Raw genomic sequence first — 24,174 nt, 5'->3', positions numbered from 1 at the left:
ACAATTGCTTGACACACACCTTTCCAGCACCGCTCTCGAACTTTATGCCAACATGTGCTAACCTAATAGAGAATGAATATGATAAGGATTGAGGTTGTACGATGGAACTGGCCGTATTCACGATCGTCGCATTCGTATTAGGCGGTGTCCTCATCATGAACCGCGAACGCATACCGGAACGCCTGCGCCGGCCCTTGGCCGTCACTGCTGTATTCCTCATCGCCGCCGCCTTCGTGATGGTCATCGCCCGCTTCATGACGGCAGGATAATCCCCCAGCGTGGCGGTCATAATAGGTGGAAACTGGTATTGAAGGTGACCGCCATGCATCGTGCTTTCTTATCCTTGCTCGTCTTATTCGTCATACTCGCCATCATGCCGACAAGCTTCCGATGGGATCATCACGGCGCGGGACGCGCGGATCGTATACAAGGTGTACAAGCAGACGCTTTACAGGCCGACATTCTGTATACAGACATTGTACAGGCCGAAGTTCTGCATGCAGATGCCGTTCACGCCAATTCCAAACACACGCATTTCCCTCACATCATTCTTAAAAGGAGGATTCCGATGAGCAGTCTACCGAAAAGACATGAGATTCCGAAAGAACATCAGTGGAGATTGGAAGATCTATTCGAGAACCAAGAAGCCTGGGACAAGGAATATGAAGAAGTCAAAGCGAAGATGCAGGAACTCGCGCAATACCAAGGCAAGCTTCATGATCCCAAGATGCTGAAGATGTGCTTTGCCTTAGAAGATGTGATCTCTTTACATACCGAGCGGCTGTACGTCTATGCGAACATGCGCCATCATGAGAATATGGCAGATCCGACCTATCAAGCCCTGTCCGACAAAGCGAAGAAGCTGAGCGTGGAAGTCAGTGAAGCGACATCGTTCATCACGCCGGAGGTGCTCAGTCTGTCGGATGAGGCGTTGGATGCGCTGATCGCCGATCCCGAGTTTGCACCCTATAAGCAGACGCTCAAAGAGATGAAACGCCAGAAGCCCCACGTCTTAAGCAAGAGTGAGGAAGCTCTGCTGGCCCAAGTGGGCAATATCGCGCAAGCGCCGAGCACGATCTTCGCGATGATCAACAATGCCGACTTGAAGTTCCCCACCATCAAAAACGACAAAGGCGAAGAAGTGGAATTAACCCACGGCCGGTACATCCAATTCCTGGAGAGCCGCAACCGCGAAGTGCGCAAGAACGCTTTTGACGCGATGTATTCCACCTATGCGAAGCACAAAAACACCCTGGCCGCTACTCTGAATGCCAATGTAACCAAGAACATCTTCTATTCCAGAGTTCGCAAATTCCCTTCGGCTCTGGAGATGTCCCTGTCCCATGACAATATCCCGAAGGAAGTCTATACGAATCTGATCGATACGATTCATGAGCATCTGCCGCTGCTATATCGCTATCTGGAACTTCGCAAGCAGCTGCTCAAACTGGATGAACTCCATATGTATGATCTTTTTGTCCCGCTCGTTGAAGAGTTCGATATGGAGATCACCTATGAGGAAGCGAAGCAAACCGTTAAGGAAGGCTTGCAGCCCCTTGGCGAAGAGTACTTGAACATCCTGCAGGAGGCCTTCGATCAAGGCTGGATCGACGTCTACGAGAACGAAGGCAAGCGCAGCGGCGCATACAGCTGGGGCGCATACGGTACGCATCCCTATGTCCTTCTGAATCATAAGGACAACTTGAACAGCATGTTCACCTTGGCACATGAGATGGGTCATGCGCTGCATTCCTATTATTCGGACCAAAATCAAACCTACCGTAATGCACAGTACACCATCTTCCTGGCGGAAGTGGCTTCAACGCTTAATGAGGCGCTGTTGATGGACTATCTGCTTAACAAATCAACGGACGACAAGGAGAAGCTGTACCTCCTCACTTACTATGCGGATCAATTCCGCACTACGGTATTCCGCCAGACGATGTTCGCTGAGTTCGAGAAGATCATCCATGAGAAGGCGGAGGCGGGAGAGTCCCTAACGCCGCAGCTGCTCTGCGAGATCTATTATGATCTGAACAAGAAATACCACGGCCCTGCGATGACTGTCGATCAGGCGATCGAGATGGAGTGGGCGCGCATCCCGCACTTCTACTCGAGCTTCTATGTATACAAATATGCGACCGGCTTCGCTGCTGCGGCGAGCTTCGCCAAGCAGATCCTTGACGAAGGAGAACCGGCGGTGGAGCGCTACAAAGGATTCCTCAAGAGCGGCTGCAGCGATTATTCGATCAATATCTTGAAGCGAGCCGGCGTCGATATGTCTACACCTGAACCAATCCAGCAAGCGATGAGCGTATTCCAAGAGCTGATCGAGGAGATGGAACAACTGGTACAAGCGAAATAACCAAGGGGCTGTCCGATAAGTCAGTGATGAGTGACTGTTGGACAGCCCTTTATGTGTGCGGGAGAAGCATCGCATGCCTGCAGGGCAATGGCGTCGGGTATGGCGGTGAGCAAGGCAGTGGGCAGAGTAGTGAGTGAGAGGAAACAGGTGAGTCAGCCAAGCGTTGCGTTGAGACGATAGAATGTGTCGACTCAGCATGGGAGCGGTGCTCACATGAGCTGAGACGACATTTACTATCGACTCAGCACAGGAGCGGCGCTCACACGATGCTGAGACGATAATTTGTATCGACTCAGCATAGGAGCAACGCCATAAACGCATTCATCCCGCCCCCTTCCTGAGTGAAGGGGATAATGATGAAAAGGCGGTGAAGGGAGAAATCTTCGCAAAAAAATAAAGCCCCAACGGGACCTGTTCCAACAACAATGGATATTCATGAAGCAATCCCATCACGAAGATGAAATCACTTCATGGATATCCTGACAAATTTATGATTGAAACTTATGATGGGCTTCTTGACCGGTTTGCTGCTCAGCAGCCAAGATACTCAGATGCGCAGTTAGTCTTTTTCTATAAGGCCGCGGTTCATATAAGCGTCGATGATATTCGAGACTGCAAACACCGTGTGGGCCAAGTCAAGGTTCTCGAAGGAATATTTGCACTCGTCCTTGTAAGACATGTCCTCGTCATAATGGGCAAGATGTTGTTGGATGAGTTCTTCTGAAGCACCGGCTTTGCGTTGGCGTTCGACCACCAGTTCCTTGTCGATGTAGATGAAGATCCGGGTGACCAGATCGCCGTACTTATCCTTAAGGATCTTGGCCCCCTGGGCGTTCAGGATGAGATAGATGAATTTCTTCTTCTGGAACAGCTCGTCGATCTCAGCTTCCTTGATCCCATAGCGCACGCCGTTGATCTCCACCGCTTCGACAAATTCACCGCGCGCTTCCGCCTGTGCGAACTCCTCCTCACTGATGAAATAGTAATCTTGGCCGGGTGCTTCCCCAGCCCTGGGCTTGCGTGTCGTATAGGACAGCACTTTCGTCATGCCCAGCGTGGAACCTACCATATCAGCGATCGTCTTCCTGCCGGACCCATCGGGTCCGGTAAACACGAAGATCATCCCTTGCCCTTGACCATTCATGGCATCGACCTTCCTTTCCTGGAATATTTTCGGTAGCGGATTCGAGGGTTACTTCTATAATATGTGAGAAATCTAAAATTTACTAGATGTTTTCCAGATGTTTTTTACTGATTTAGGCATAATTGATCAGCGTTTCAAAGGTCGTCCGGTCCATATTCGTCACCAGCTTCACCAGCAGTTCCTTCGCCGCATCATAATCATCGGTATGGATGATCGAGGCCGAGGTATGAATATATCTTGCCGGGATACCGATTACAGCGGAAGGCACACCGATTCCATTCAGGTGCACGCGTCCCGCATCGGTTCCGCCTGCGGAGACGAAGTATTGATAGCGGATGCCGTGGCTTTCAGCCGTATCGCGGATATAATCCACCAAGCCCTTGTGCGTCACCATCGTGCGGTCATAGATCCGCAACAGCGCGCCATGCCCCAGCCGTCCGAAAGCGTTGGGATCGCCGCCTGTGTCATTGGCCGGAGACGCATCAAGAGCGAAGAACAGATCGGGATTGATCAGTCTGGCCGCTGTCTCCGCGCCGCGCAGGCCGACTTCTTCCTGTACGGTAGCACCGGCGTAGAGCTGGTTCGGCAGCTCAATATCCTTCACGGCTTCCAAGAGCTCGATGGCTAAGCCGACGCCGTAGCGGTTATCCCAAGCCTTCGCCATGATCTTCTTCGGATTAGCCATCGGCGTGAACGGGCATACGGGAACCGCCGGCAATCCCGGACGAACACCTAACTGCTCCGCATCTTCCCGGGAATCAGCACCGATATCGATGTACATGTGTTCAAGCGGCATCGGCTTATTACGCTGTCCTTCGTCCAGCAGATGCGGCGGAATCGAACCGATCACACCGGGAATGCGCCCTTGCTCCGTGATGACTTCCACCCGCTGCGCCGGCAGCACCTGACTCCACCAGCCGCCCAGGGTCTGGAACTTCAGCAATCCCTTCTCCGTAACGGCGGTTACGAGGAATCCGACTTCATCGAGATGTCCGGCTACCATGATCTTCGGACCCTGCGGATCGCCGCGGCGAACGCCGAAGATGCTGCCGAGCCGATCATAGATGATCTCATCACTCACCGGCTGCAGCCGTTCCCTCACATAATTCCGAACCTCATGTTCAAAACCGGAAGGGCCGGCCAGCTCCGTTAATGTTCGAAACAAATCTTGTGTACGTTGATCCATGTTGTATCGTTCCTTTCAGCATGTTGTATTCAGACTTGTATTCAGACTTACGCGATAAGACTATAAGGCGAGCTGCCAAGCGATCAGTACAGCGGCACTTGCTCCGCATATGCCGGCGGCAGCATTGACCTGATCGTTCCCCATCCATGGGACGCCTCTGACATGTGCCGCAGGCCGGCCGCAGTGTATATCCCTCTCAACAAGCTTCTTGCAGCTCGCACAGCGATAGACAGCCTGCACCGTTGCTCCGAGGAAAGAATCAAACAGAGAGCCGATCAAACCTGCAAGCCCGCAGATCAGAAGGAGCAGCAAGCCTGGGAGGAACCCTGCAAGACCGTTTATGTTCATGCTCATGTTCATGCTCATATTTGTGCTCATGCTCGTGCTCTCGCTTGCGCTCACGGCCATACCCATGCTTATGCCCTCGCTTAGACCGATGCTGCTCGCTGCCTCACCGCTTAACAACGCCAACCCATAGGCGGTCACGCCGATGAAGGCGCCGCCTGCACAGGAAGCGGCAAGCCCGAAGAGGGTTATTCCGCCCGAGGTCCCCGGCTCCACCCGTTTGCCCGTGATGATCGAACGCGGCTTCCTGCGGCTGAGGGCGCCGAGTTCCGTTGCCCAGGTATCGGCGGTAACCGCGGCCAAAGCACCCAAATATGCGTACCACCAAGCCGGATGTGGGAAGATGGTCCAGCCGACGGCCATCAGCAGGGGGATGCCGCCATTGGCAGCAACTTGTCCGGCATCCCGCCGGCCGCCCTTCGCATAGTGCCGCTCTGCTTCTGCCTTATGGCCGCGCTTCACCTTGGACCATACCGTTGAGCTTACGAAAAACGCAATCAACGCCCCATACCAGGCTAACGTGGTCAATGTATACAACGCCGTCCCCAACACCACCGCCGCCGCAGCTCCTGATCCGCTCAGCGATCGCCGCCAATAGGCCAACAGCGCGATGACCAAGCTGCCAGTTAAACCGATGGCGAAACGAATCATCAAACTACCCATCGTCCGCTCCGCCCGGCCAAATCTTGTCCAATCCGCATATGTACCTTCTTCCCTTCCTAGATGAATCACTGCGGCTTTGGCATGCCGCGCAAGCCATGGAACCCTGAATCCGCTCCCGCACTCCGTTCATCTTGCGAGCAGAGCCGCTGTTCTTAGGGTTATGTGTTTCTATTCTATTGTATAGGAAATGATAGGGGATTTAAAAGATCGTTGTAAGCGTTTTATTTGGGATCTTTTGTTTGATTTTGTCGTCTGAAAGCAAATATGTGGAATAAACAAAGCCGCCCTCGAATAATGAAGGGCAGCTTAGAGCTCAAGCCTATATGCATTGAGTAGAGATCAATACAGCTGCGGTTGTTGATTCAACGTTTGGTTCATCTGCTGCATCGCCGGTTGATAGGTATGGAGGAAGGTCTTCGCTGTATGATCATTCATCTTCGGCACTTGATAGATCCCGCGCTCATTCATGTATCGGAAGACTTCATACGCTTGATTGCTGCAGGATACCGCGCCGTTCACCAACATCTGGCGGATATTCGGATCAGCGATTTCCAGCGATGCCATCATGTGATTCTTCGCAGAGTTCTTATGGGCGCACAGCACCGCCGATGCGATCATCGTGTCATTCCATTGACCATGCAGATTAGGCGCCTTGCTGCTCGGATGGTCCAGCCCATAGTTGATCTGCTGCGGCGACGTATGCGGCATGCCGTAGGCCTGCGGCCGCGCTCTGGAATAGTCATGGGTATAGTGGACCAATTCATCATAGGACGATACGATCGTCTGCATATGACGCTCGATCATATTGCGCAGCTGCGGGTCCTGGCAGTTCTGCATATACCAGGCAAAATGGTTGATCATATTGATCTTCTCATTTAAGATCTCATGGACTTCCATCGTTTCGTGTGCTCCGAACGGCATCTTCAACACTCCTTCGCAAATTGTGGATCACTTCCTCCATAAGATGGACGATCCGCTTGCGAATTATGTGCTGCAGTCCGCCGATGCTTACCTGCGCCAGACACTTGCACCAGACACCCGCGTAGGAGCTTTATCCCGAAGAGCGGATGAGCAAGTAACCCTCAACTTGCGGGATGTCCGCTTTCGGGATGCCCGCTTCACCGCCGTCTATCTTCGCGAACAGCAGCCGGACGGCGCCTTGTGCCAGCGTATCCCGTGTGTATCGGATCGTTGTCAAGGGCGGATTGGTCTCCGAGGACATCAGGATGTCTTCGCAGCCGATGATCGCCAGCTGCCCTGGAACACGCACGCCGTTGTTGCGGCAGGCAGCCAGCGCGCTGATCGCCATCAGGTCATTCGCACAGACCAGGGCCGTGAACGCCAAGTCCCTGCTCCTCAGAAACCGCTCCATCGCGTCATACGCCTTGAGATACGTGCCTCCGCCGCTGATTACATAGTCATGCTGGAACTCCGCTTTGCATAATTTCATCGCCTGGATAAAAGCCGACAACCGATGGGTGTGATAATGTGCGGGATTGCCGTTCGCCATGAACCCGATCCGATGATGCCCTCTGGACTGCAGATACTCGATCGTCTTCCGCATGACCTGCAGCCAGTCCAGATCCACATGTTCGATCCCGTTGTGATCCCAAGCCGGCCTTAGCAGGGATACAATCGGAATCGACCGCTCTTGCAGCATCACAACCGTCGTATCCTGCAGCGTCTGGCCAAGCAAGATCAGGCCGTCGATCCGGTTGGCAAGCATCGCCGCGAGTTCTTGTTCCAAATCAGATCGATAGGTGTGAAGCAGCAGCGTGTATCCGCGCTCTCGCACTTCCGCTTCGACCTTGGATACAAGCGATGCCTCGAACGGGTTGCCCAGATGATTCACTAGAATCGCGATCTGCCCTGTCCGACCCATCCCTCTATCCCTCCCCATACTCATACATGGTGATGCCTCCCATTGTACCTCATTGTACCTGATTCTTGACGATAATCAATGAATCGCTGTGTTATAATATAGCAATATGAACTTGTAATCGAAGCACGAATCACTATAGCCACGATGGAGATGACAGAAAATATATGGAACGATGGAAAATCAATCTAGGTGTCCTGTGGGTCGGGACCTTCTTGCAGATGTCGGGCATGTCCATGGTTCTTCCCTTTCTCTCTCTGTACATCAAAGAATTAGGCGTCACTGATCCCAATGAGATCTCCGTATGGGCCGGACTTGTATTCTCTGCTAATTTCGTCACAGCCTTTCTATTCCAGCCGATCTGGGGCAAGCTATCCGACCGCTATGGCCGTAAGATCATGCTGCTGCGCAGCGGTTTCGGCATGGCGATCGTCAACATCCTCTTGGGACTATCGACCAATGTCTGGCACCTCTTGATCCTGCGGCTGCTTAACGGGACCATCTCGGGCTTCATCCCGGCTGCCAACGCCTTAGTAGCGACCAATACCCCCAAGGAGAAAAGCGGATTCGCCCTTGGAACCTTGCAATCCGGTGCCGTATCAGGCTCCATCATCGGGCCCTTTATCGGCGGACTCCTGGCCGACCAATTCGGTTTCCGCACCATTTTCTTCATCACAGGCTCCCTGCTGCTAGCAGCCACAACCTTGACAATGCTGGTCGTACGCGAGAAGTTCGACGTCGAAAAGGCGAAACAAGAACCGAATGTATCGGTGTTGGCCGGTTTCCGTCAGATCATCGCTTTCCGCGGAATCCCCGCCATGTACACCGTTACGTTCATTACACAGTTAGCGCTGACAGGCACGATGCCGCTCATGCCGGTCTTCATCGAAGAGATGCATGGTCCAGTACCGAGTCTAGCCTTCTATGCAGGACTCGTCAGTTCCATCAGCGGATTCTCGAATGTGATCTTCGCACCCATCCTGGGCAGAATGGGAGACCGCTTCGGCTCGGAGAAGGTGCTGCGCATCTCTCTCATCTGCACCGGTCTGTCCTTCATTCCGCAAGCCTTCGTACATAATGTTTGGCAGCTGCTCATCGTTCGCTTCCTGCAGGGCTTGTTCATCGGCGGCCTCATGCCCAGCGTGAATGCTCTCATCCGGCGCAATGTACCTGATACGATGATCAGCCGGGCCTTCAGCTTCAACCAATCCTTCTTAAGCCTCGGCAATCTCATCGGGCCGTCGATCAGCGGTGTGCTCTCCATCTGGGTGGGCATCCGCGGCCTGTTCCTCTTATCCGCCGTCCTAATGCTGCTTAACGCAATCTGGGGGAGCCGCGCCATCATCGGTCATCTGGGCAACGATCATGCAGATCATGCAGCTGAGCAGAGTCGGCAATGACCACAAACAGGCTGCTTCCTAAACAAGCAGCCTGCCGCCTGCGAATTGTCCACAGCGCGGACCGTTCGCTTACTATGCAGTTGTCGCATGATCGATATGCTGGATCGCAGTATGATACCCATCTTCCCCCATTCCGGCATAGATCAGCCTGCGTTCCTGATCAAACAGATACAGGCTGGGGATGCCTTGAACGCCGAACAAGGACGCCATTTCATATTGATGGTCTAGAATAATCGGTGCTGCGACGCCCATCTTGACCGCTTTCTCCTTGACCCGTTCAATGGACTTCTCACCTTCATACAACGGCACATGGATGAAGATGCTCAGAACCTTAGCTGGATCATCGCAGCGCTTGATCAAACTCGGACAGATCATCTGACAAGCGGGACATTCCAGCGACCAAAAATAGAACAGATAATACCTGCAGCCGGGGCTGATCCAGGTGTCCTGCTCCTGCTCAGCAACGTTCAGCCATACGAGATGTTCCGGAAAATCCGGAAATTTCTGTCCTGCTTCCATTCATCACACCACCTCAGTCTGCTTCTTTCAACTGCCAAGCGATCACCTTGCAGATCGCCTCCGTCGCCGCGAAAGGCGTAACAGCACTTGTGGGCTGTTCTTGCTCAGCTTTCAGACAAGTGATCATCTCGGATGTCAATAACGATGGATCCAGCCAGGCGATCGCCCAGCACGCCCAAAATCTGGACAGACCAGCACCTTGTTCAGCCGTCACCTTCAACAGAGGCAGGCTGTCAGCGCCGATCCGCATAAGAGAGAGTGCTGCCGCCATCCTCGTCTCTTCGGCATCCATATGGAGCAGCTCGATCAATCTCGGCACTGCTTCTGCTGCATCCGGGCCCAGCTCACCCAGCACCGCGCAAGCAATGTCACGGAGCAGCGGATCATCCCCGTGCAAAGCTTCCATCAGCACCGGCAGCGCATCTTTCCCGGATCGTTTTACTTCCCTCATCGCCGCTGCGACCTGCATATGATCATTAGAGCCTGCGATCTTCTGAAGCGATAAGGATACTTCCGATTGATTGTCCTTCATGCTATCCACCCCTGCAACAACATCATCAAACACGCGCCCGTAAACACCAGGGCCAAGGCCGTTCTTCTCCTGTATCCATATGCAGAGACCCACCAAGTGAGCCCCAACATGCAAACCACAATCGCAGTCAGCCATAGTACATGCTCTTGCGGTCGAGGATGATCGCACTGTGCGGCTGCAGATGCACCGTTAATTCAGGTTTCAGTGGATCCTGTTGCAGCAGATCTGTCATCGGATTCGCCCCCTTGTCAGAATTGGGATGGGAACGGCATAGCCGCTCCCAAAGCAGATTGTTATGATCAACATTAGGTCGCTCGCATAACCGGATGCGGCAGCCAACATACACGGGTCATCGGTATGCTCTTCGCTGCCCAGCATCCCATGCAGCCTGCAGACTTTACGAGTCCAGTGCCCGCCGACTTCAGAAGGCTCTTCTTCGCAGCAGGTTCCCATTGCTTGTTGTTCAGGCTCATCATCAACACCCCCTTTCATTGTGATTATCATCGAACCTATTTTTTTCACTCTATTTAACTTCCTTCTATCTGTAAATATACTATTGGCATTTTCAGTAATAAATAGGAAGAATAATCTATTTTATGCAAGACAAGATTCGAGCAGCTCCATGCTCAGTCCTATATGAAAATCCAATGATCGTGTCGAATCATAAGTACTATTCTTTACGGATTTGGACTTGTTTTCGCGCATCGGGTATTCGTCAGCTGGCACTCAGGACTTTCCCCCTATAGCAGACGTCCATGAAAACGAAATAAGAACCTGCCTCTTAAGAGGACAGGTTCTCTTCCATTCACACCCCCGCCAGCGTCACCTTCAGGCGATAGACGCGGTTGGCTGGCAAGGTATATTCCTCATGCGGCCGCGCCCCCCCAGCTGTCGTCTCCGCCGACGCCGGATTGATGAGCGATGATGCGCACGACGCTCTTATCGCTTGCGGGCAGCTTATACCCATGATCATGCTCCTCAAGTTCCCAAGGGGTATACGGCAGCACATTCCATTCGAACTTCGGCTGGCCTGTGATCCTAAGCCCGCTGCCGGCCGCATCGGTGATCGACGCTTCCCGCACTTCCACCTTATTGCCGCTTTCCTGCGGGCGAAGATAAGGCATGAGCTGATCCGCGACCTTGCCGGTGTAGCGGCCGAGCTTCGCTCCCAGCTGCCGATCCCAATAGGTTTCATGCGGCCCTTTGCCATACCAGGACAGCGTATCGAAGGCGCCGTCCATCGCGAAGAGCAGGCCCACTTCCGGCAGTTCCGGCATCCCTGCTGCCGGATCCAGGGCATAATCCAATTCGATCCGCCCATCCGCATAGATGTCATACACAAGCGTGCACAGCGAATCTCCGGCTGAAGGCAGACTGTAAACGGTATGCACCCGCACATGACCCGCTCTCTTCTGCAGCGCCAGCTTGCGCAGCACGCGCCTTTCGCCCGCGTCCCGCCACACCGCGCTGCGCTCATGCAGCCTGTTGCCCCGGTCATTGTCAGTCATCGCCCGCCAGAAATTCGGGATAAGCGGCGAGCGAAGCAGCTGTTTGCCGTGCACCGCATAAGAGGTGAGCGCACCAGATGCTTTGTTGAAGACGAGGCTGAAGCCGTCGCCGGTGATGATCCATTCCTCGCTTGTATCCTGGACGCCCAGCGGTCCTGCTGCCTCCTCAGGACACGGCTGCTCCACAACCTCCGCCTCTCCCAGCATCGGCAGGATGAACTGCTCGAAGGCGACCTCATGGCCCTGCGGCGCCCAGTCCGCATCCTCCCGCTGAACGAGGCTCAGCGTCAGCACCATCTCCTGATCGGCCGTGCTGCCCTGCGGGCAGTTATAAGGGATGTGCACAACCGCCTCTTCCCCGGGTGCCGCATCGACTTTAAGTTCGCCGCGCTGGATCGGTTCTCCGTTTGCAAGCAGTTCCCACCACAGGACATAGCGGGAGAGGCCGATGAAGAGATGTTCGTTCTTCACACTGAAGGTTTGCTTGTGCCAATCCTTAGCGCTGAACTTGATATTCTGATAGCAGCGCTTGACCTCATACAGCTTCGGCGTGATGCTGCGGTCCGCAAAGAGAAGACCGTTGCCGCAAAAGTTGCCGCTGTTTGGCTCCTCGCCGAAATCCCCGCCGTAGGCGAAATATTCCGTCCCGTCCTCCGTCTTCGCGATCAGCGATTGATCAATCCAGTCCCAGATGAATCCGCCCTGGAGGATCGGATACTTGTCGAACAGTTCCCAATACTTGTGCAGACCGCCGCAGGAATTGCCCATGGCATGGCTGTACTCGCACAAAATGATCGGCTTGCGCGTGTTATGTCGTGCAAACCATTCCAGCTGGTCCGGACGCGTGTACATCTGACTCTCGATATCGGAAGCGGCCTCGCTCTCCCGCCAATGGACCACCCCTTCATAATGCACGAGACGGGTCGGGTCCTCGGAGTGGAAATATTCATGCATCTTAAGGAAGTTATCCCCGCCGAAGGATTCATTGCCCAGCGACCAGAGCAGGATGGAGGGATGGTTCTTATCCCGCTCATACATCGACTTCGCGCGGTCCAGCACATTGGCCGTCCATTCCGGCCGCGAGCCGGGGATCGTGTCCTCGAGGGCCTTCTGCCCATAGCGCCACAGCCCGTGGGTCTCCAGGTTCGTCTCATCGATCACATACAGCCCGTATTCATCGCAGAGATCATACCAATATGGATGATTGGGATAATGGGAAGTCCGCACGGCATTGATGTTATGGGCCTTCATCAGGCGAATGTCCGCCTCCATATCCTCCCAGCTGATCGCCCGCCCCGTGCGGCAGTTGAATTCATGCCGGTTCACGCCCTTGAAGACGATGCGCTTGCCGTTCAGCTTCATCAGCCCGTCCCTCAGTTCGAACTTGCGGAAACCGACCCGCTGGCTGATCGCCTCCAGCAGATTCCCGGATCCGTCCGTTAACGTCAGCACACAGATATACAGATTCGGATCTTCCGCGCTCCATTTCCGCGGATTCGGCACGGGGATGGTCACTTCCACTTCGTGGAGATCCGAGCCGTTCAGATGAATCTTGGCCTCCGCCTGTACGCCGGGCACCGCCTGCCGCTGGTCATCATAGAGCGCGATGCGCAAGGTGACATCCTGTGAACGTATATTGGCATACTTCAGCACCTTCGTCCGCACCGTGAGCTCCGCATCCCGATATTCCTCGTCCAGATCCACGAGGATCTTCGTATCATAGATATGCACGGGCGCACGCGAATACAGGAAGACATCCCGGAAAATCCCCGACAACCGCCAAAAATCCTGATCCTCCAGCCAGCTCCCGTCACACCAGCGGTACACCTCTACGGCCAGCTTGTTCTCGCCCTCTTGGAGATACGGCGTCAGATCAAACTCCGCCGGCGTGAAGCTGTCCTCGCTGTAGCCGACGAACTCTCCGTTCAGCCACACATAGAAGGCCGACTCCACGCCCTGGAAGCTGATGAAGACCGGATCATCCCCCCAGGATTCGGGGATGCGGAAGGTGCGAACGTAGGAGCCGACGGGATTATAGTTCGTCGGTGCATAAGGCGGTTTGATCTTATCCTTGCGGCTCCATGGATACTCTGTATTCGTATACTGCGGGTAATCGTATCCCTGCAGCTGCCAGTTCCCGGGAACGGTGATCTCATCCCATCCGCTTGTATCGTAGTCCATCTTATAGAAATCCTTGATCCGGCTGTCCGGATTCGGCGCGAAGGCGAAGCGCCATGTGCCGTTCAAGCTCATGATACGACGGGACTGCCAGCGCTTGCCCGCAAGCGCCTCATCCACCGTATCGTAAGGTGTGAAGGAGGCATGGGGCTCCATGCGGTTCAGTTCGAAGATCTCCGGATTATTGTTCCATTCCGGATACCCGTTCGCCGGCGGCTGATAGGTCCATTTCTTTTTCACAGCAGATCAACCTCTTTCTATCGCAGGGACTCTCCGCCTGCCGTTTGGGGAAGTCCCAATTTTTGATTCGTTCGTATTCTTCCATCGTGATGCGAGCAGCACACGCCATGTTTTTCTTAGATGGTCGAGTCGATAATCCCGATTCCATGGTGCGGAAAAGCAGTTTTGTACGAAAAAACGGATAAAATTTTAAAAATCAGATAGATTCTGGTGGTTCTATCCTAAATTTCGTATAAAATGAGGTTATCTAGCATCTTCTTATGTAAATTAATCTATATAATCCCAAGAATCTATCGACATTTTTTTCAATATAATGTTATTATATCTACGACGAGTGAGTAAATATTCATATTATTGAAAGGAGTTGTCTCGATATGAAAAGAATTTTACAGCCTTTTCTTTTCTGCTCCTTAGTTATTTTACTTAATGGCGTTGCCCGTAAGTGCACATGAAATCTTCTACGAAGGGACGCCTCCTAATGGAACACCTATTCCATTAAAATGGGCAACCATTGAATCTGGAAAAGCCTATATGAAAATGAATGGCGATTATTTAAATGATGATTATTCGGGTCAATATGTAACCGCTTCCTATATGTGGTCAACATACTCTCAAAAAGTTAAAATCGATAGAGTCTCTTTTTCTACCTCCACGGTTGACTTGTCAACAACAACATCATCATATTGGGATAATCGTTTTGGATATTTAATTTTTTTAAACATACTAGGCGTATGTGATATGACATCTACCGATGGTATAACTATTGAGTCATTAGAAGACGCTAAACGCAGGTTATTATCCACCCCGTCAGCATGACATAGACGACTTAAAAAATAAATATTGATGAGAAGAGGTGATGATCATGTTAAAAAAACATGTAACTCTCGGTGTGTTGAGTTTTATTCTCCTAGCAGCAGTTCTAATTCTCGCAATAATCATCTATCAGCAACATTTGCATAAACCCAACATGTTATCACAAGAAAGATTGGTGGATCTCAGAAAGGAATATCTCGCATATAATGAAGATCCCCCCTTTACTTCCATGGATAGGCCTACTTTTGAAAGTATAATGGAACGTTCAGAAACAGTTGTGATTGGCGAGGTTGTATCTGAACTTCCCGAGTATACTGTAGAACTAGTAAAACCTGGAACGACGGATCAAGTTATTGACGATAAAGCGAAAAGCCAAGGTCTTTCAAATTCAACAGCAAGCTTTAAACAATATGAGCTCAAAGTTATCAAGCATGTTGCAGGAGAAACTGTAGAAGACACCATCCCCATCGTTTATAATGCAGCCTTCGTTGGATATGAACCAGCATTGAAGCCGGGAATGTCAATAATCACCGGAATTGCTAAAGGTAAAGATGTTCATGAAGGTAAATATTTTTTCACTCGATTCGGAACGTATTATATAGTTGATGATCAGTATGTCCTATCAGCTGTAGATGATGGATTTTCGAAAACAATGAACGGAAGAACCCTTGATGACTTGATCGACAGGATCTTAGAAATCTTCGAAAGATGAACACTTTAGGAGCTTGAACTCCGTTGCTCCGCCGCTTAGCGGGCAGCGGAGCTTTTTGGGCATAGATGTTCAATAATCGTCAGCGGATTCTCATCGACGCATTCAAGCACATAGGGGCGGATGTGCCATTTGTCCTCTGCCGTCCCCGCTGCAAAATAGATATACCAACGCCCATCGATATAATGCAGTTCAGGCGCCCTGATATGGCTGCCCATCTCCCCTTGATCATGTTTGCGCCAGATCACCTTCTCTTCAGCCGCTGCGAGACCGGCGATCGTCTTGGCCCGCCGCAGGATGATGCGGTCATATTCCGGCACCGATGCCGTGAAGTAGTAATAGCCGTCCGTGTGCTTCAGCACATAAGGATCGGCACGCTGTTCAATCAAAGGATTCGGGTAATCATCATCGACGATCTCACCCTCCATGACAAATTCCCCCGGTCCAGCCAGCAGAGAGGTGTCCACTTGCTCCCACTCCACCGGGTACCGTTCGATGATCCCGCCCTCCAATTCCACTTCCACTGTCTTCGGCAGCAAGAGTTCTCTGCCGGCTGCTGCTTGCACTTCAATCTCTCGGATGTTCGTGATTTTCAAAGCTCAATCCCTCCAGTTGATGCAGATATCCCTTGCCTTCAGCGAAGCGGTCGATGATGAGGCTCCATTCGCCGCGGTCATTGAACTTGAAAATCTGCGGTCACCGATGGAACCGCTTCCAACGCTGGGGAAGATAACGGTGCGAAGGCCTCGGCGGCGAGGGAACTTCCCTTTTAAATCACATAGTATTGTTAATTTATTAGCGTATGACTTAATTATATAAGGACAAGAAGAAATAATAAATGCATTTTTACCCAATCCGTCTAATTTTCCATTGTTTTGTTTGCAAAATGTTTTAGTGGAAGCCTGCAAGCAAACGTAATATAATAACAAATGGTTTGTTATTTATTGGTATGTCATATCTGATTGTTCGGAGGAAATCATGGGAGATTTTCTGGATGGCATTCGAAGACCCGGCCGCCGCTTGCCGCTGCCGCGCGCCATGCTCTATTCTGCGCTGATCTTTGCCGCAGGAATCGGGATGGGGATCCTCTCCAAGGTGCTCGATCTAACGCCGAGCAATGAACTGCCTGCTTTCCTAGAAGCCCTGGATCTGCGAAACTTCTTCTCGCGCATAGGAGTCTGGATCTTCCTGTCAGTGTCCATATCCGTATACAGCCGATCGCCCCTCAGAGCGGCTCTCCATGTTTTTGGGTTCCTGGCGGGAATGGTGGGCAGTTACTATCTATACACGGTGCTTGTGGCCGGCTTCTATCCGAAGTCCTATATGATGATCTGGATCGGTATGACGATGCTCTCACCCATATTGGCAGTGGTGTGCTGGTATGCGAAGGGGAGGGGGTTCATCGCGGTATTGATCTCTTCGATCGTATTCATGGTGATGTTTCGACAGGCCTTTAGTATAGGATTCTGGTATTGGGATATCACGTACCCGTTAGAACTTCTGCTCCTCCTCGCTACGGTGATCATCCTGTATCAATCTCCGAAACAGATCATGCTGGTCATCGCGCTGGGAGTTCTCCTTGCACTCCTTATCTGGCGAATCGATTGGCTATGGGGACTGTTATAGGTCAGCAAAAATAACCCGCTTGCGCTTCCTGTCGAACAAACCGTAAGCCAATCAACGATGCGCAGCAGCGGATTATCTTCTTGCATCTTGCATTGCTTCTATCTAACTAAGAGCGTATGCCTAACACAGCACATACTCCGCCCCGGCGGCCGCCTGCCACTCGATGACGCCGTCTTCGGCGATGCGTACCTCTACGGGTTCATCATTGTGGAACACCCGGAATGAGCCTGCCGCCCTTACACGGCATACGCCGGGACGTAAGCTGCGAATCCGCGCCTCTCTAAGCTGATCTTCCTCCCACTCGAGATCGATTTCATAACCGCCTCTGGCGCGAAGTCCGCTGATGCGGCCTGCGGGCCACTCAGCAGGCAGTGCCGGCAGCAGATGGATCTCTCCGGCATGGCTTTGCATCAGCATCTCAGCGATCCCGGCGGTGCCGCCGAAGTTGCCGTCGATCTGGAAGGGCGGATGATTGTCGAACAGATTCGGCAAGGTCGAATGGGCGAGCAAAGCGCAAACATTCTCATAGGCCTTCTGACCGTCCTCTAATCGCGCCCAGAAATTAATGATCCACGCGCGGCTCCAGCCCGTATGTCCGCCGCCGTGGGCCAGTCTCCTCTCGAGCGTCACCCGCGCGGCCTGTGCCAATTCCGGCGTGCCGCGGACGGTAATCCTCCTCCCCGGATGCAGTGCGAACAGGTGGGAGATATGACGATGCCCCGGTTCCGCTTCCTCATAATCCTCCAGCCATTCGAGGATCTGCCCGTGCTTGCCGATCGCCGGCTGAGGCAGGCGCGCCAGAATATTCTCAAACGTGCCGCGGAGTTCGTGCTCGCTGCCGATGATCCGGTAAGCTTCAAGGCAAGCGGTGAACAGCTCATGCAAGATCTGGCTGTCCATCGCAGCGCCGATGCATAGCTGCCCTCTTTCCCCGTTCGGCAGGATATAGGTATTCTCCGGCGAGACCGAGGGGTTTGTCACAAGCCGGCCGTCTTCCGTCTCTTCCAGATAATCTGCGAAGAATAACGCCGCTTCTTCCATGGCAGGCAAGGCTTGTTTAAGGAATTCAATATCCATCGTATAGAGATAGTGCTCCCATAGATGCAGGCACAGCCATGCGGCTCCCAGCGGCCAATAGGTCGCCGGCATATAGATGTCCTGCGGAGCGGTATCCGCCCAGATATCGGTATTGTGATGGGCGGTGAATCCCCGTGCTCCATACATCACCCGTGCCGTTCGCCGTCCCGGTTCGCGCATGCGCTCGATCAGATCGAACAGCGGTTCATGGCATTCGGGCAAGTTGCATATTTCCGCCGGCCAATAGTTCATCTGGGTATTGATATTGATCGTATATTTGCTGTCCCAGGGCGGCCGCATATGCTCGTTCCAGATGCCCTGCAGATTGGCCGGCAGTGAACCCGGACGGCTGCTGGAGATCAGCAAATAGCGGCCAAATTGATAGTAAACAGCGATCAGCCCCTCATCCGCTTGTCCCTGCTTCATCCGCTCAAGCCGGACATCCGTCGGCAGGGCCTCAAGCTCAGGATCCGCAGACAGCTGCAGCACCGAACGTTCGGACAACGAGCGGAAGTCTGTGATATGGCGTTCTTTAAGCTCGGCATATTCATGTTGGTCAGCGGCATCCAGGATGCGCAGAACTTCCTGCTCAGGGTCCTCGAAGCGGAAGGTCGTGCCGGCCGCCAGCAGCAGCGTCAGTTGATCCGCCTTTCGCACGAGGAGATGTTCGCCGATGATCTGCGCCTTGCCGCCCTCGGCCTTTGCCCTTAATGCTGCGCGAAAGTCCATGCCCCCGGTGCCGCCGCAGTTGCCCCTCATAACGATGGTCCGGTGATCTGTCCGGACGAGCTCATCGAAGTACCTAGCATCGCCGCGCGTAAGACGGGCAGTGACTGAGATGCTGCCCGGCCGGTCAGCGGTTAAGCGGATGACCATCACCTGATCCGGATAACTGGTGAAGATCTCGCGTGTATACATGATCCCGCCAACGGTATATCGCACCGTCGCCACGCCGCTGAACAGATCCAGCTCGCGGATATAATCCGCCGCATCGGGATCGGCCGCATCGCCGCCAGCGGCTCCTTCATGCTGAAACTGCAGGAGGAGATCGCCAAGCGGCATGTAGTGGCGCTGCGTCTCCGGCACTCCGGACAATGCGAAGCGCGCCAGCTCCTGCGCTGCCTGCAGCCGCCCCTCGCGCAAGCGCTTACGAATCTCCGGAAGATAACGGGCAGCGTCGGGATTGTTGCGGTCCCGGGGACCGCCGTACCAGACGGAATCTTCGTTTAAGCCGATCCGCTCTTGGGTGATCCTGCCGAACACCATGCCCCCAAGCCGTCCGTTGCCGATCGGAAGCGCCTCTTCCCATACCGCTGCCTCGCGGTCAAACCAGATCCTGCATTTCCCTGTTGGCAAAGTCCGTTTAGAGCCTCGCATAGAAGCCTGATTAGATGCCTTCATCTTCATGAATTAGAATCCCCCTTTGCGCGAAACACCTCTTCACTGCGGATATACTCCACATCGCCGATGCCGGCCCGCACATTGACCACTCTGGCTGCCACGAAGAAAAAGTCCGACAGACGGTTGATATACCTGCGAATTTCTTCGTTGATCGACTGCTGGCGGGCCAGGGTCACGATCCGCCGCTCTGCTCTGCGGCATACCGTGCGGCAGACATGCAGAAGAGCCGAGCCTTGCGTGCCGCCGGGCAGGATGAAGCGCCGGATCTCCGGGCATTCCGCATCATATCGATCGATCAGCTCCTCGAGCCGCTTCGTCATCTCCGCATGTACGCGATACGGCCTGGTGCCCTGTTTGGCCAGGGACAGATCCGCCCCGCAGTCGAACAGCTCATGCTGGATCTCGATGAGATGTTCCTTGAGATCCGCACAGCGGTCATCGAGGACGCTGATCGCCTGGCCGACGAAACTGTTCAGCTCATCAACGGCTCCATAGGCCTCCACGCGCACATCATCCTTCGCTGTACGGGCACCGATGAGCGAAGTCTGACCGGTGTCGCCGCCGCGTGTATAGATCTTCATCCTTTGTTCCTCCCTTCTTGGTTCAAACCCATGATCGTATAGATCCGGCTCATATCAACGGCCTGCCTGACATGGTCGGCCAAACGGTCGAACTCCGCCGGAGAATCCTCATCCGCCAACCGCAAATCGGGAAGATAAGGAACGATCCCGACAACCGGAATACCGGCGCGCTCCTCCAGCCAGCGGATGCCGGGCAGCAAGAGCGAAACATCGCCGCGGAACTTATTTACGATGATGCCCTTTACCCTTGCCCGCTCATGCGCTTCCAGAAGTTCCAGCGTACCGACGACTGATGCGAACATCCCGCCGCGATCGATATCTGCTGCAAGCAGCACTGGGGCCTCCGCCCACTCAGCCACCCGCATGTTGACGATATCGCGGTCCCTCAGATTGATCTCCGCCGGACTGCCCGCGCCTTCGATGACGACGATCTCATACTGTTCGCGCAACCGGTCCAGCGACTGCCTTGCCGCGATCTGTGCTTCATCTAGAAACCCCTCCCGATAATAAGCGCGGGCATCCAGATCGGCCAGCGGCCTGCCTCGCAAGATCACCTGCGAGCGCATCTCCCCGCACGGCTTAAGGAGGATCGGATTCATATCCGCATCCGCCTCGATGCCGCAGGCCGCCGCCTGCATGCCCTGGGACGCTCCGATCTCACCGCCGTCCTTGGTCTTGTATGTATGAATGGACATGTTTTGGGATTTAAAAGGCGCTGTCCGATACCCATCTTGTTTGAAGATCCGGCATAACGCCGCTGTCATCACACTTTTGCCCACATCTGAAGCCGTGCCTTGCAGCATGATGGTTGCCGCTTTCACAGTTTGTTTCGTCATCTCCGCCGCCCCTTCTTCGTGATACACTTTGATGCATCTCAAACGCTTGCCATATCGATCCGCTCATACGCCTCACGCCCGCCTATACATTGATTTACTACTGGTACCTGCTCATAAAGCTTTCCTGATAAGCTTATAAGCCTCATTTGAATATTCGCATATGATTATTCACATTTTTTTGCACTTCACCATCCTGTTCATCCGCCGTCATGGATGAGCTGCGAGCAGCTTTCGCATCTCGACGATCAAGACCTCATTGTCCTTGCGATCCCTTACCGCACAACGGACAAATTTATTCGTCAATCCTCTAAAGTGCGACGCATCGCGGATTAAGATGCCTTTCCTGCCAAGTGCCTGCTGCAGGGATGCTGCCGTCCACGGCGAGTCCTCCGGAAGAGCGAATAAGATGTAATTCGGCATTCCCGAATATACCGTTAGACCCAACCCCTTCAGCGCTTGCGTCAGCCATGGCCGTTCATCAGCTAACCATTGTTTCGTCCGAGCTGCATATTCCGAGTCTTCCAGTGCAGCGATGCCCGCTGCTTGCGCCATCGCATTGACGCTCCACGGCACCTGCAGCTTCTGCATCTCGCGAATCAACGCTGCATCAGCTACGGCGTAGCCTAAGCGCAATCCCGGTATCGCATAGAATTTGGTCATCGAACGGATGACGATGAGTCCCTCTCTTCGCGCCGCTTCAGGTATTAGCGAGAGGGTTTCTTCCTCCTGCGAAAAATCCAAAAAAGCCTCATCGATGATAAGTTTTGAGCCGCTGGATAAGAGAATACGTAAGGATGCTCCCGGGATCAACTGTCCTGTGGGATTATTCGGATGGCCGAGGATCACCGTATCGCAGCAATCGCTGAGTCTGACTGCGAGATCCTCTTCAAGAACGAAGCTGTTCTCCGTCTTCAAGTATACTTCATGGAGCTCACAGCCGAGCTTCGCTGCTGCCTCCTCATACTCACTAAATGCAGGCCGTACCAGTCCAAGTCTCCGCGGTTTCAATACCCGCATCGCCAGATCGATGCACTCCGCTGCGCCGTTGCCGACAAGAATATTATCCGGGCTGATACCGTGATGGGAAGCCAGCTTCTCCCTCAACTCCCGTACAGCCGGATCAGGATATCGGGTAATCGTCTGCCAAGCGGATCGCAGCGCTTCATGTACATGCGGCGGCGGCCCCAGCGGATTCATGTTCGCGCTGAAATCGAGCCATTGTTCCCGTTCGCCGAAGAGATCCGCTGCCGTATGCCAATCCCCGCCGTGCCCAAATCGCTCTAACATCATCTTCGCATCCTCTCCTTCAATCCGAGCGGTTTCGCCTGATCCGCATTCCCTGACAAGTTCATCAGCGGCATCCTCTCATATCGGTACATGGACGGCGGCAACCACTGCTGCCAATAACAAGATGAGTTCCATCCACTCATTAAGCGCTCCATATGTATCCCCTGTCTGTCCGCCTAACTTCCGGCCGATCACATATGCAGCACCCAGTCCCAACGTGAAGGTTAAGACGATCGCGCCGATCAGGAACATCGTAAACTGGTTCAGCGGAAGCCCCACGTCTGCAATGAACAAAGTCAGCGTCCATAACAGATAAGAGCTGGCGACGGCCGTGAACAGCGCCGGCAACACATGCCGGTTTCCCGCTTGCTGCACCAGAGCTCCCATGCCGCCTTGCTCACCGCGGGCATAAGGCCACCAAGCAATGGCAGCGGTCATCAAGAAACGGCTCCAGATCGGGATGATCCAGAGCGGGAGCAGCCGGACAACTGATTCTTTAATGAGCGCGTGAAGCAGCGCGGCCTTCAGCAGCAGGTAGCACACGCAAGCGATGACGCCCATCGCTCCAACCCTGCTGTCCTTCATGATCTCCAGTTTGCGTTCGCGGGAGCAGTGGCTCAGCAACCCGTCCGCTGTGTCCATCCATCCATCGAGGTGCAGTCCGCCAGTAAGCATGATCCAGACGATGAGGAGCAGCACCGCCGATGCCTCTGCGGGCAACAGAAGCGGCAGCCCATCGTACAGGATCATGAGCACTGCGCCGATTACCATCCCCACCAGCGGATAGAACACAACGCTCCGCCGATGGACTTCTTCGTTGTATCGAGGCTGATAAGGTACGGGGATCCGCGTCAACAGCTGAAATGCCGCCGCACAAGCATCGATCAGCCGGCGAATGTAAGACTTGCCCATATCACCGCCAGACCTCCTGTCCATCCATAGCTGCATGCCATAAGCAACCAGACTGCACCGCGAATATGGCCTGCTGCAAGCGGCGTAAGCGGCCATCCCAGACGCGCCCGCTCGCTCTTGATGCCGCCGTAGTTGTTCACACCGCCAAGTTCCACGCCCATAGCCCCAGCAGCTGCCGCTTCCGGGATGCCGCTGTTCGGACTGGGATGCTTCTCCGCGAAGCACAGGATCGCGAGCAGTGCCCGCTTCGCAGACATCTGCCGATGCAAGGCGCTCATGCCGACCATCAACAAGCCGGTCAAGCGAGCGGGGAGATAATTACACAGGTCGTCAAACCTTGCCGAGGCCCAGCCGAACCAACGGTATCGGTCATTGCGGTAACCGACCATCGAATCGAGGGTGTTCGCCGCGCGGTACATCATCGCCAGCGGCGCGCCGCCGACAAGTGCCCACAGGACCGGGGCGGCATAAGCATCAACGGTGTTCTCCGCCACGGTTTCTACAGCCGCCCTCACCACTTCCCTTTCATCCATCTGCTCCGTATCGCGGCCGACGATCCTCCCCACAGCCTGTCTCGCTTCCTCCAAACGCCCTTGCAACAGAGGTTGGTATACTTCTTCAGCAGCCTGTTTCAGTCCCTTGACCGCGATCGTCGTAGAAATCAGCCAGACATGCGCAGCGTAAGCAAGCCAAGGATGGATCAGTCTGCAGATCTCGACCAATCCGTAACAAACCGCAGTTGCTGTGAAAAGTGTCGCTGCCAGCAGGAGAATGCCGCGCCGTCTTGCCTGAGCCGAAGTAAGACCTTCATCTCCGGGATGTTCACGATATAGCTGAAGCTCCAGGGAGCGGACCAGCCTGCCGATCAAGACCACAGGGTGGACGAGGCGCTTCGGATCACCGATAAGCCAGTCCACTGCCGTTGCCAGAATGACGATCAGGAGTATCTCCTGCAGCGAATAAACAAGCATCT

The 24,174-nt window shown here is 53.8% G+C and carries 22 protein-coding genes; 6 read left to right on the top strand and 16 right to left on the bottom strand.

What is annotated here, in order from left to right; genetic code table 11:
• Nucleotides 1-101 precede the first annotated feature (101 nt).
• Together PRECH8_RS14005 and pepF are read left to right on the top strand one after the other, a co-directional pair.
• On the top strand, nt 102-269 hold the full coding sequence (locus PRECH8_RS14005; protein WP_200967711.1) for a hypothetical protein: 168 nt from the start codon (nt 102-104) through the stop codon (nt 267-269).
• 299 nt (nt 270-568) lie between these two features.
• Entirely contained in the window at nt 569-2,365 is a 1,797-nt protein-coding gene (pepF, locus tag PRECH8_RS14000; protein WP_200967710.1) for an oligoendopeptidase F, read from the top strand.
• A gap of 559 nt (nt 2,366-2,924) precedes the next feature.
• Here the strand turns inward: pepF and PRECH8_RS13995 are convergent.
• From PRECH8_RS13995 to PRECH8_RS13975, 5 genes are all read right to left on the bottom strand, one after another.
• Nucleotides 2,925-3,509, bottom strand: coding sequence for a guanylate kinase (locus PRECH8_RS13995; protein WP_200967709.1), 585 nt, complete (start codon nt 3,507-3,509; stop codon nt 2,925-2,927).
• A gap of 112 nt (nt 3,510-3,621) precedes the next feature.
• On the bottom strand, nt 3,622-4,695 hold the full coding sequence (locus PRECH8_RS13990; protein WP_200967708.1) for a M42 family metallopeptidase: 1,074 nt from the start codon (nt 4,693-4,695) through the stop codon (nt 3,622-3,624).
• 60 nt (nt 4,696-4,755) lie between these two features.
• Nucleotides 4,756-5,772: a DUF92 domain-containing protein gene (locus tag PRECH8_RS13985; protein ID WP_308808496.1), complete on the bottom strand. Its 1,017-nt coding sequence runs from the start codon at nt 5,770-5,772 to the stop codon at nt 4,756-4,758.
• A 270-nt stretch (nt 5,773-6,042) separates the two neighbouring features.
• Nucleotides 6,043-6,624 carry a spore coat protein gene (locus tag PRECH8_RS13980; RefSeq protein ID WP_200967707.1) on the bottom strand — a complete coding sequence of 194 codons (582 nt, stop codon included), beginning with the start codon at nt 6,622-6,624 and terminating at the stop codon, nt 6,043-6,045.
• A 130-nt stretch (nt 6,625-6,754) separates the two neighbouring features.
• Entirely contained in the window at nt 6,755-7,585 is an 831-nt protein-coding gene (locus tag PRECH8_RS13975) for a LacI family DNA-binding transcriptional regulator (RefSeq protein ID WP_200967706.1), read from the bottom strand.
• A 164-nt stretch (nt 7,586-7,749) separates the two neighbouring features.
• On the opposite strand from PRECH8_RS13975, the gene PRECH8_RS13970 reads away from it, so the two are divergent.
• Nucleotides 7,750-8,982 carry an MFS transporter gene (locus PRECH8_RS13970; RefSeq protein ID WP_200967705.1) on the top strand — a complete coding sequence of 411 codons (1,233 nt, stop codon included), beginning with the start codon at nt 7,750-7,752 and terminating at the stop codon, nt 8,980-8,982.
• Nucleotides 8,983-9,054: 72 nt separating this feature from the next.
• On the opposite strand, the gene PRECH8_RS13965 is transcribed toward PRECH8_RS13970, so the two are convergent.
• The 4 genes from PRECH8_RS13965 to lacZ form a co-directional block, all read right to left on the bottom strand.
• Nucleotides 9,055-9,501: a TlpA family protein disulfide reductase gene (locus PRECH8_RS13965; RefSeq protein ID WP_200967704.1), complete on the bottom strand. Its 447-nt coding sequence runs from the start codon at nt 9,499-9,501 to the stop codon at nt 9,055-9,057.
• Between the two features lie 13 nt (nt 9,502-9,514).
• Nucleotides 9,515-10,033: a HEAT repeat domain-containing protein gene (locus PRECH8_RS13960; RefSeq protein WP_200967703.1), complete on the bottom strand. Its 519-nt coding sequence runs from the start codon at nt 10,031-10,033 to the stop codon at nt 9,515-9,517.
• A 305-nt stretch (nt 10,034-10,338) separates the two neighbouring features.
• Nucleotides 10,339-10,506: a sporulation killing factor gene (gene skfA / locus PRECH8_RS13955; RefSeq protein WP_200967702.1), complete on the bottom strand. Its 168-nt coding sequence runs from the start codon at nt 10,504-10,506 to the stop codon at nt 10,339-10,341.
• A 393-nt stretch (nt 10,507-10,899) separates the two neighbouring features.
• Nucleotides 10,900-13,959, bottom strand: coding sequence for a beta-galactosidase, LacZ type (gene lacZ, locus PRECH8_RS13950; protein WP_308808495.1), 3,060 nt, complete (start codon nt 13,957-13,959; stop codon nt 10,900-10,902).
• A 426-nt stretch (nt 13,960-14,385) separates the two neighbouring features.
• Between lacZ and PRECH8_RS13945 the strand changes: the two genes are divergently transcribed.
• The gene (locus PRECH8_RS13945) at nt 14,386-14,775 is read left to right on the top strand and encodes a hypothetical protein (protein ID WP_200967701.1); all 390 of its coding nucleotides are present in this window, start codon (nt 14,386-14,388) and stop codon (nt 14,773-14,775) included.
• A 46-nt stretch (nt 14,776-14,821) separates the two neighbouring features.
• Entirely contained in the window at nt 14,822-15,484 is a 663-nt protein-coding gene (locus PRECH8_RS13940) for a hypothetical protein (protein ID WP_200967700.1), read from the top strand.
• Between the two features lie 35 nt (nt 15,485-15,519).
• On the opposite strand, the gene PRECH8_RS13935 is transcribed toward PRECH8_RS13940, so the two are convergent.
• The gene (locus PRECH8_RS13935) at nt 15,520-16,077 is read right to left on the bottom strand and encodes a family 43 glycosylhydrolase (protein WP_200967699.1); all 558 of its coding nucleotides are present in this window, start codon (nt 16,075-16,077) and stop codon (nt 15,520-15,522) included.
• A 382-nt stretch (nt 16,078-16,459) separates the two neighbouring features.
• Here PRECH8_RS13935 and PRECH8_RS13930 point away from each other — a divergent pair, with 382 nt between their 5' ends.
• Nucleotides 16,460-17,107, top strand: coding sequence for a hypothetical protein (locus tag PRECH8_RS13930; protein ID WP_200967698.1), 648 nt, complete (start codon nt 16,460-16,462; stop codon nt 17,105-17,107).
• Nucleotides 17,108-17,227: 120 nt separating this feature from the next.
• Here the strand turns inward: PRECH8_RS13930 and PRECH8_RS13925 are convergent, their stop codons facing one another.
• From PRECH8_RS13925 to cbiB, 6 genes are all read right to left on the bottom strand, one after another.
• On the bottom strand, nt 17,228-19,561 hold the full coding sequence (locus tag PRECH8_RS13925; protein WP_200967716.1) for a glycoside hydrolase family 95 protein: 2,334 nt from the start codon (nt 19,559-19,561) through the stop codon (nt 17,228-17,230).
• A gap of 26 nt (nt 19,562-19,587) precedes the next feature.
• Nucleotides 19,588-20,166: a cob(I)yrinic acid a,c-diamide adenosyltransferase gene (locus PRECH8_RS13920; RefSeq protein WP_200967697.1), complete on the bottom strand. Its 579-nt coding sequence runs from the start codon at nt 20,164-20,166 to the stop codon at nt 19,588-19,590.
• Nucleotides 20,163-21,044 (bottom strand): cobyric acid synthase, encoded by an 882-nt coding sequence (locus PRECH8_RS13915; RefSeq protein ID WP_371871227.1) that lies wholly within the window; start codon nt 21,042-21,044, stop codon nt 20,163-20,165. Before PRECH8_RS13915 ends, PRECH8_RS13920 begins: the two co-directional genes overlap by 4 nt.
• Nucleotides 21,045-21,209: 165 nt before the next feature.
• Entirely contained in the window at nt 21,210-22,289 is a 1,080-nt protein-coding gene (cobD, locus tag PRECH8_RS13910; protein ID WP_200967695.1) for a threonine-phosphate decarboxylase CobD, read from the bottom strand.
• A 78-nt stretch (nt 22,290-22,367) separates the two neighbouring features.
• On the bottom strand, nt 22,368-23,201 hold the full coding sequence (gene cobS / locus PRECH8_RS13905; protein ID WP_200967694.1) for an adenosylcobinamide-GDP ribazoletransferase: 834 nt from the start codon (nt 23,199-23,201) through the stop codon (nt 22,368-22,370).
• The gene (gene cbiB, locus PRECH8_RS13900) at nt 23,174-24,172 is read right to left on the bottom strand and encodes an adenosylcobinamide-phosphate synthase CbiB (protein WP_200967693.1); all 999 of its coding nucleotides are present in this window, start codon (nt 24,170-24,172) and stop codon (nt 23,174-23,176) included. The genes cobS and cbiB overlap by 28 nt, the downstream gene beginning before the upstream one ends.
• Nucleotides 24,173-24,174 lie beyond the last annotated feature (2 nt).

Source organism: Insulibacter thermoxylanivorax (assembly GCF_015472005.1).
Lineage (GTDB): Bacteria > Bacillota > Bacilli > Paenibacillales > DA-C8 > Insulibacter > Insulibacter thermoxylanivorax.
This window is presented reverse-complemented; position numbering and strand designations above follow the sequence as displayed.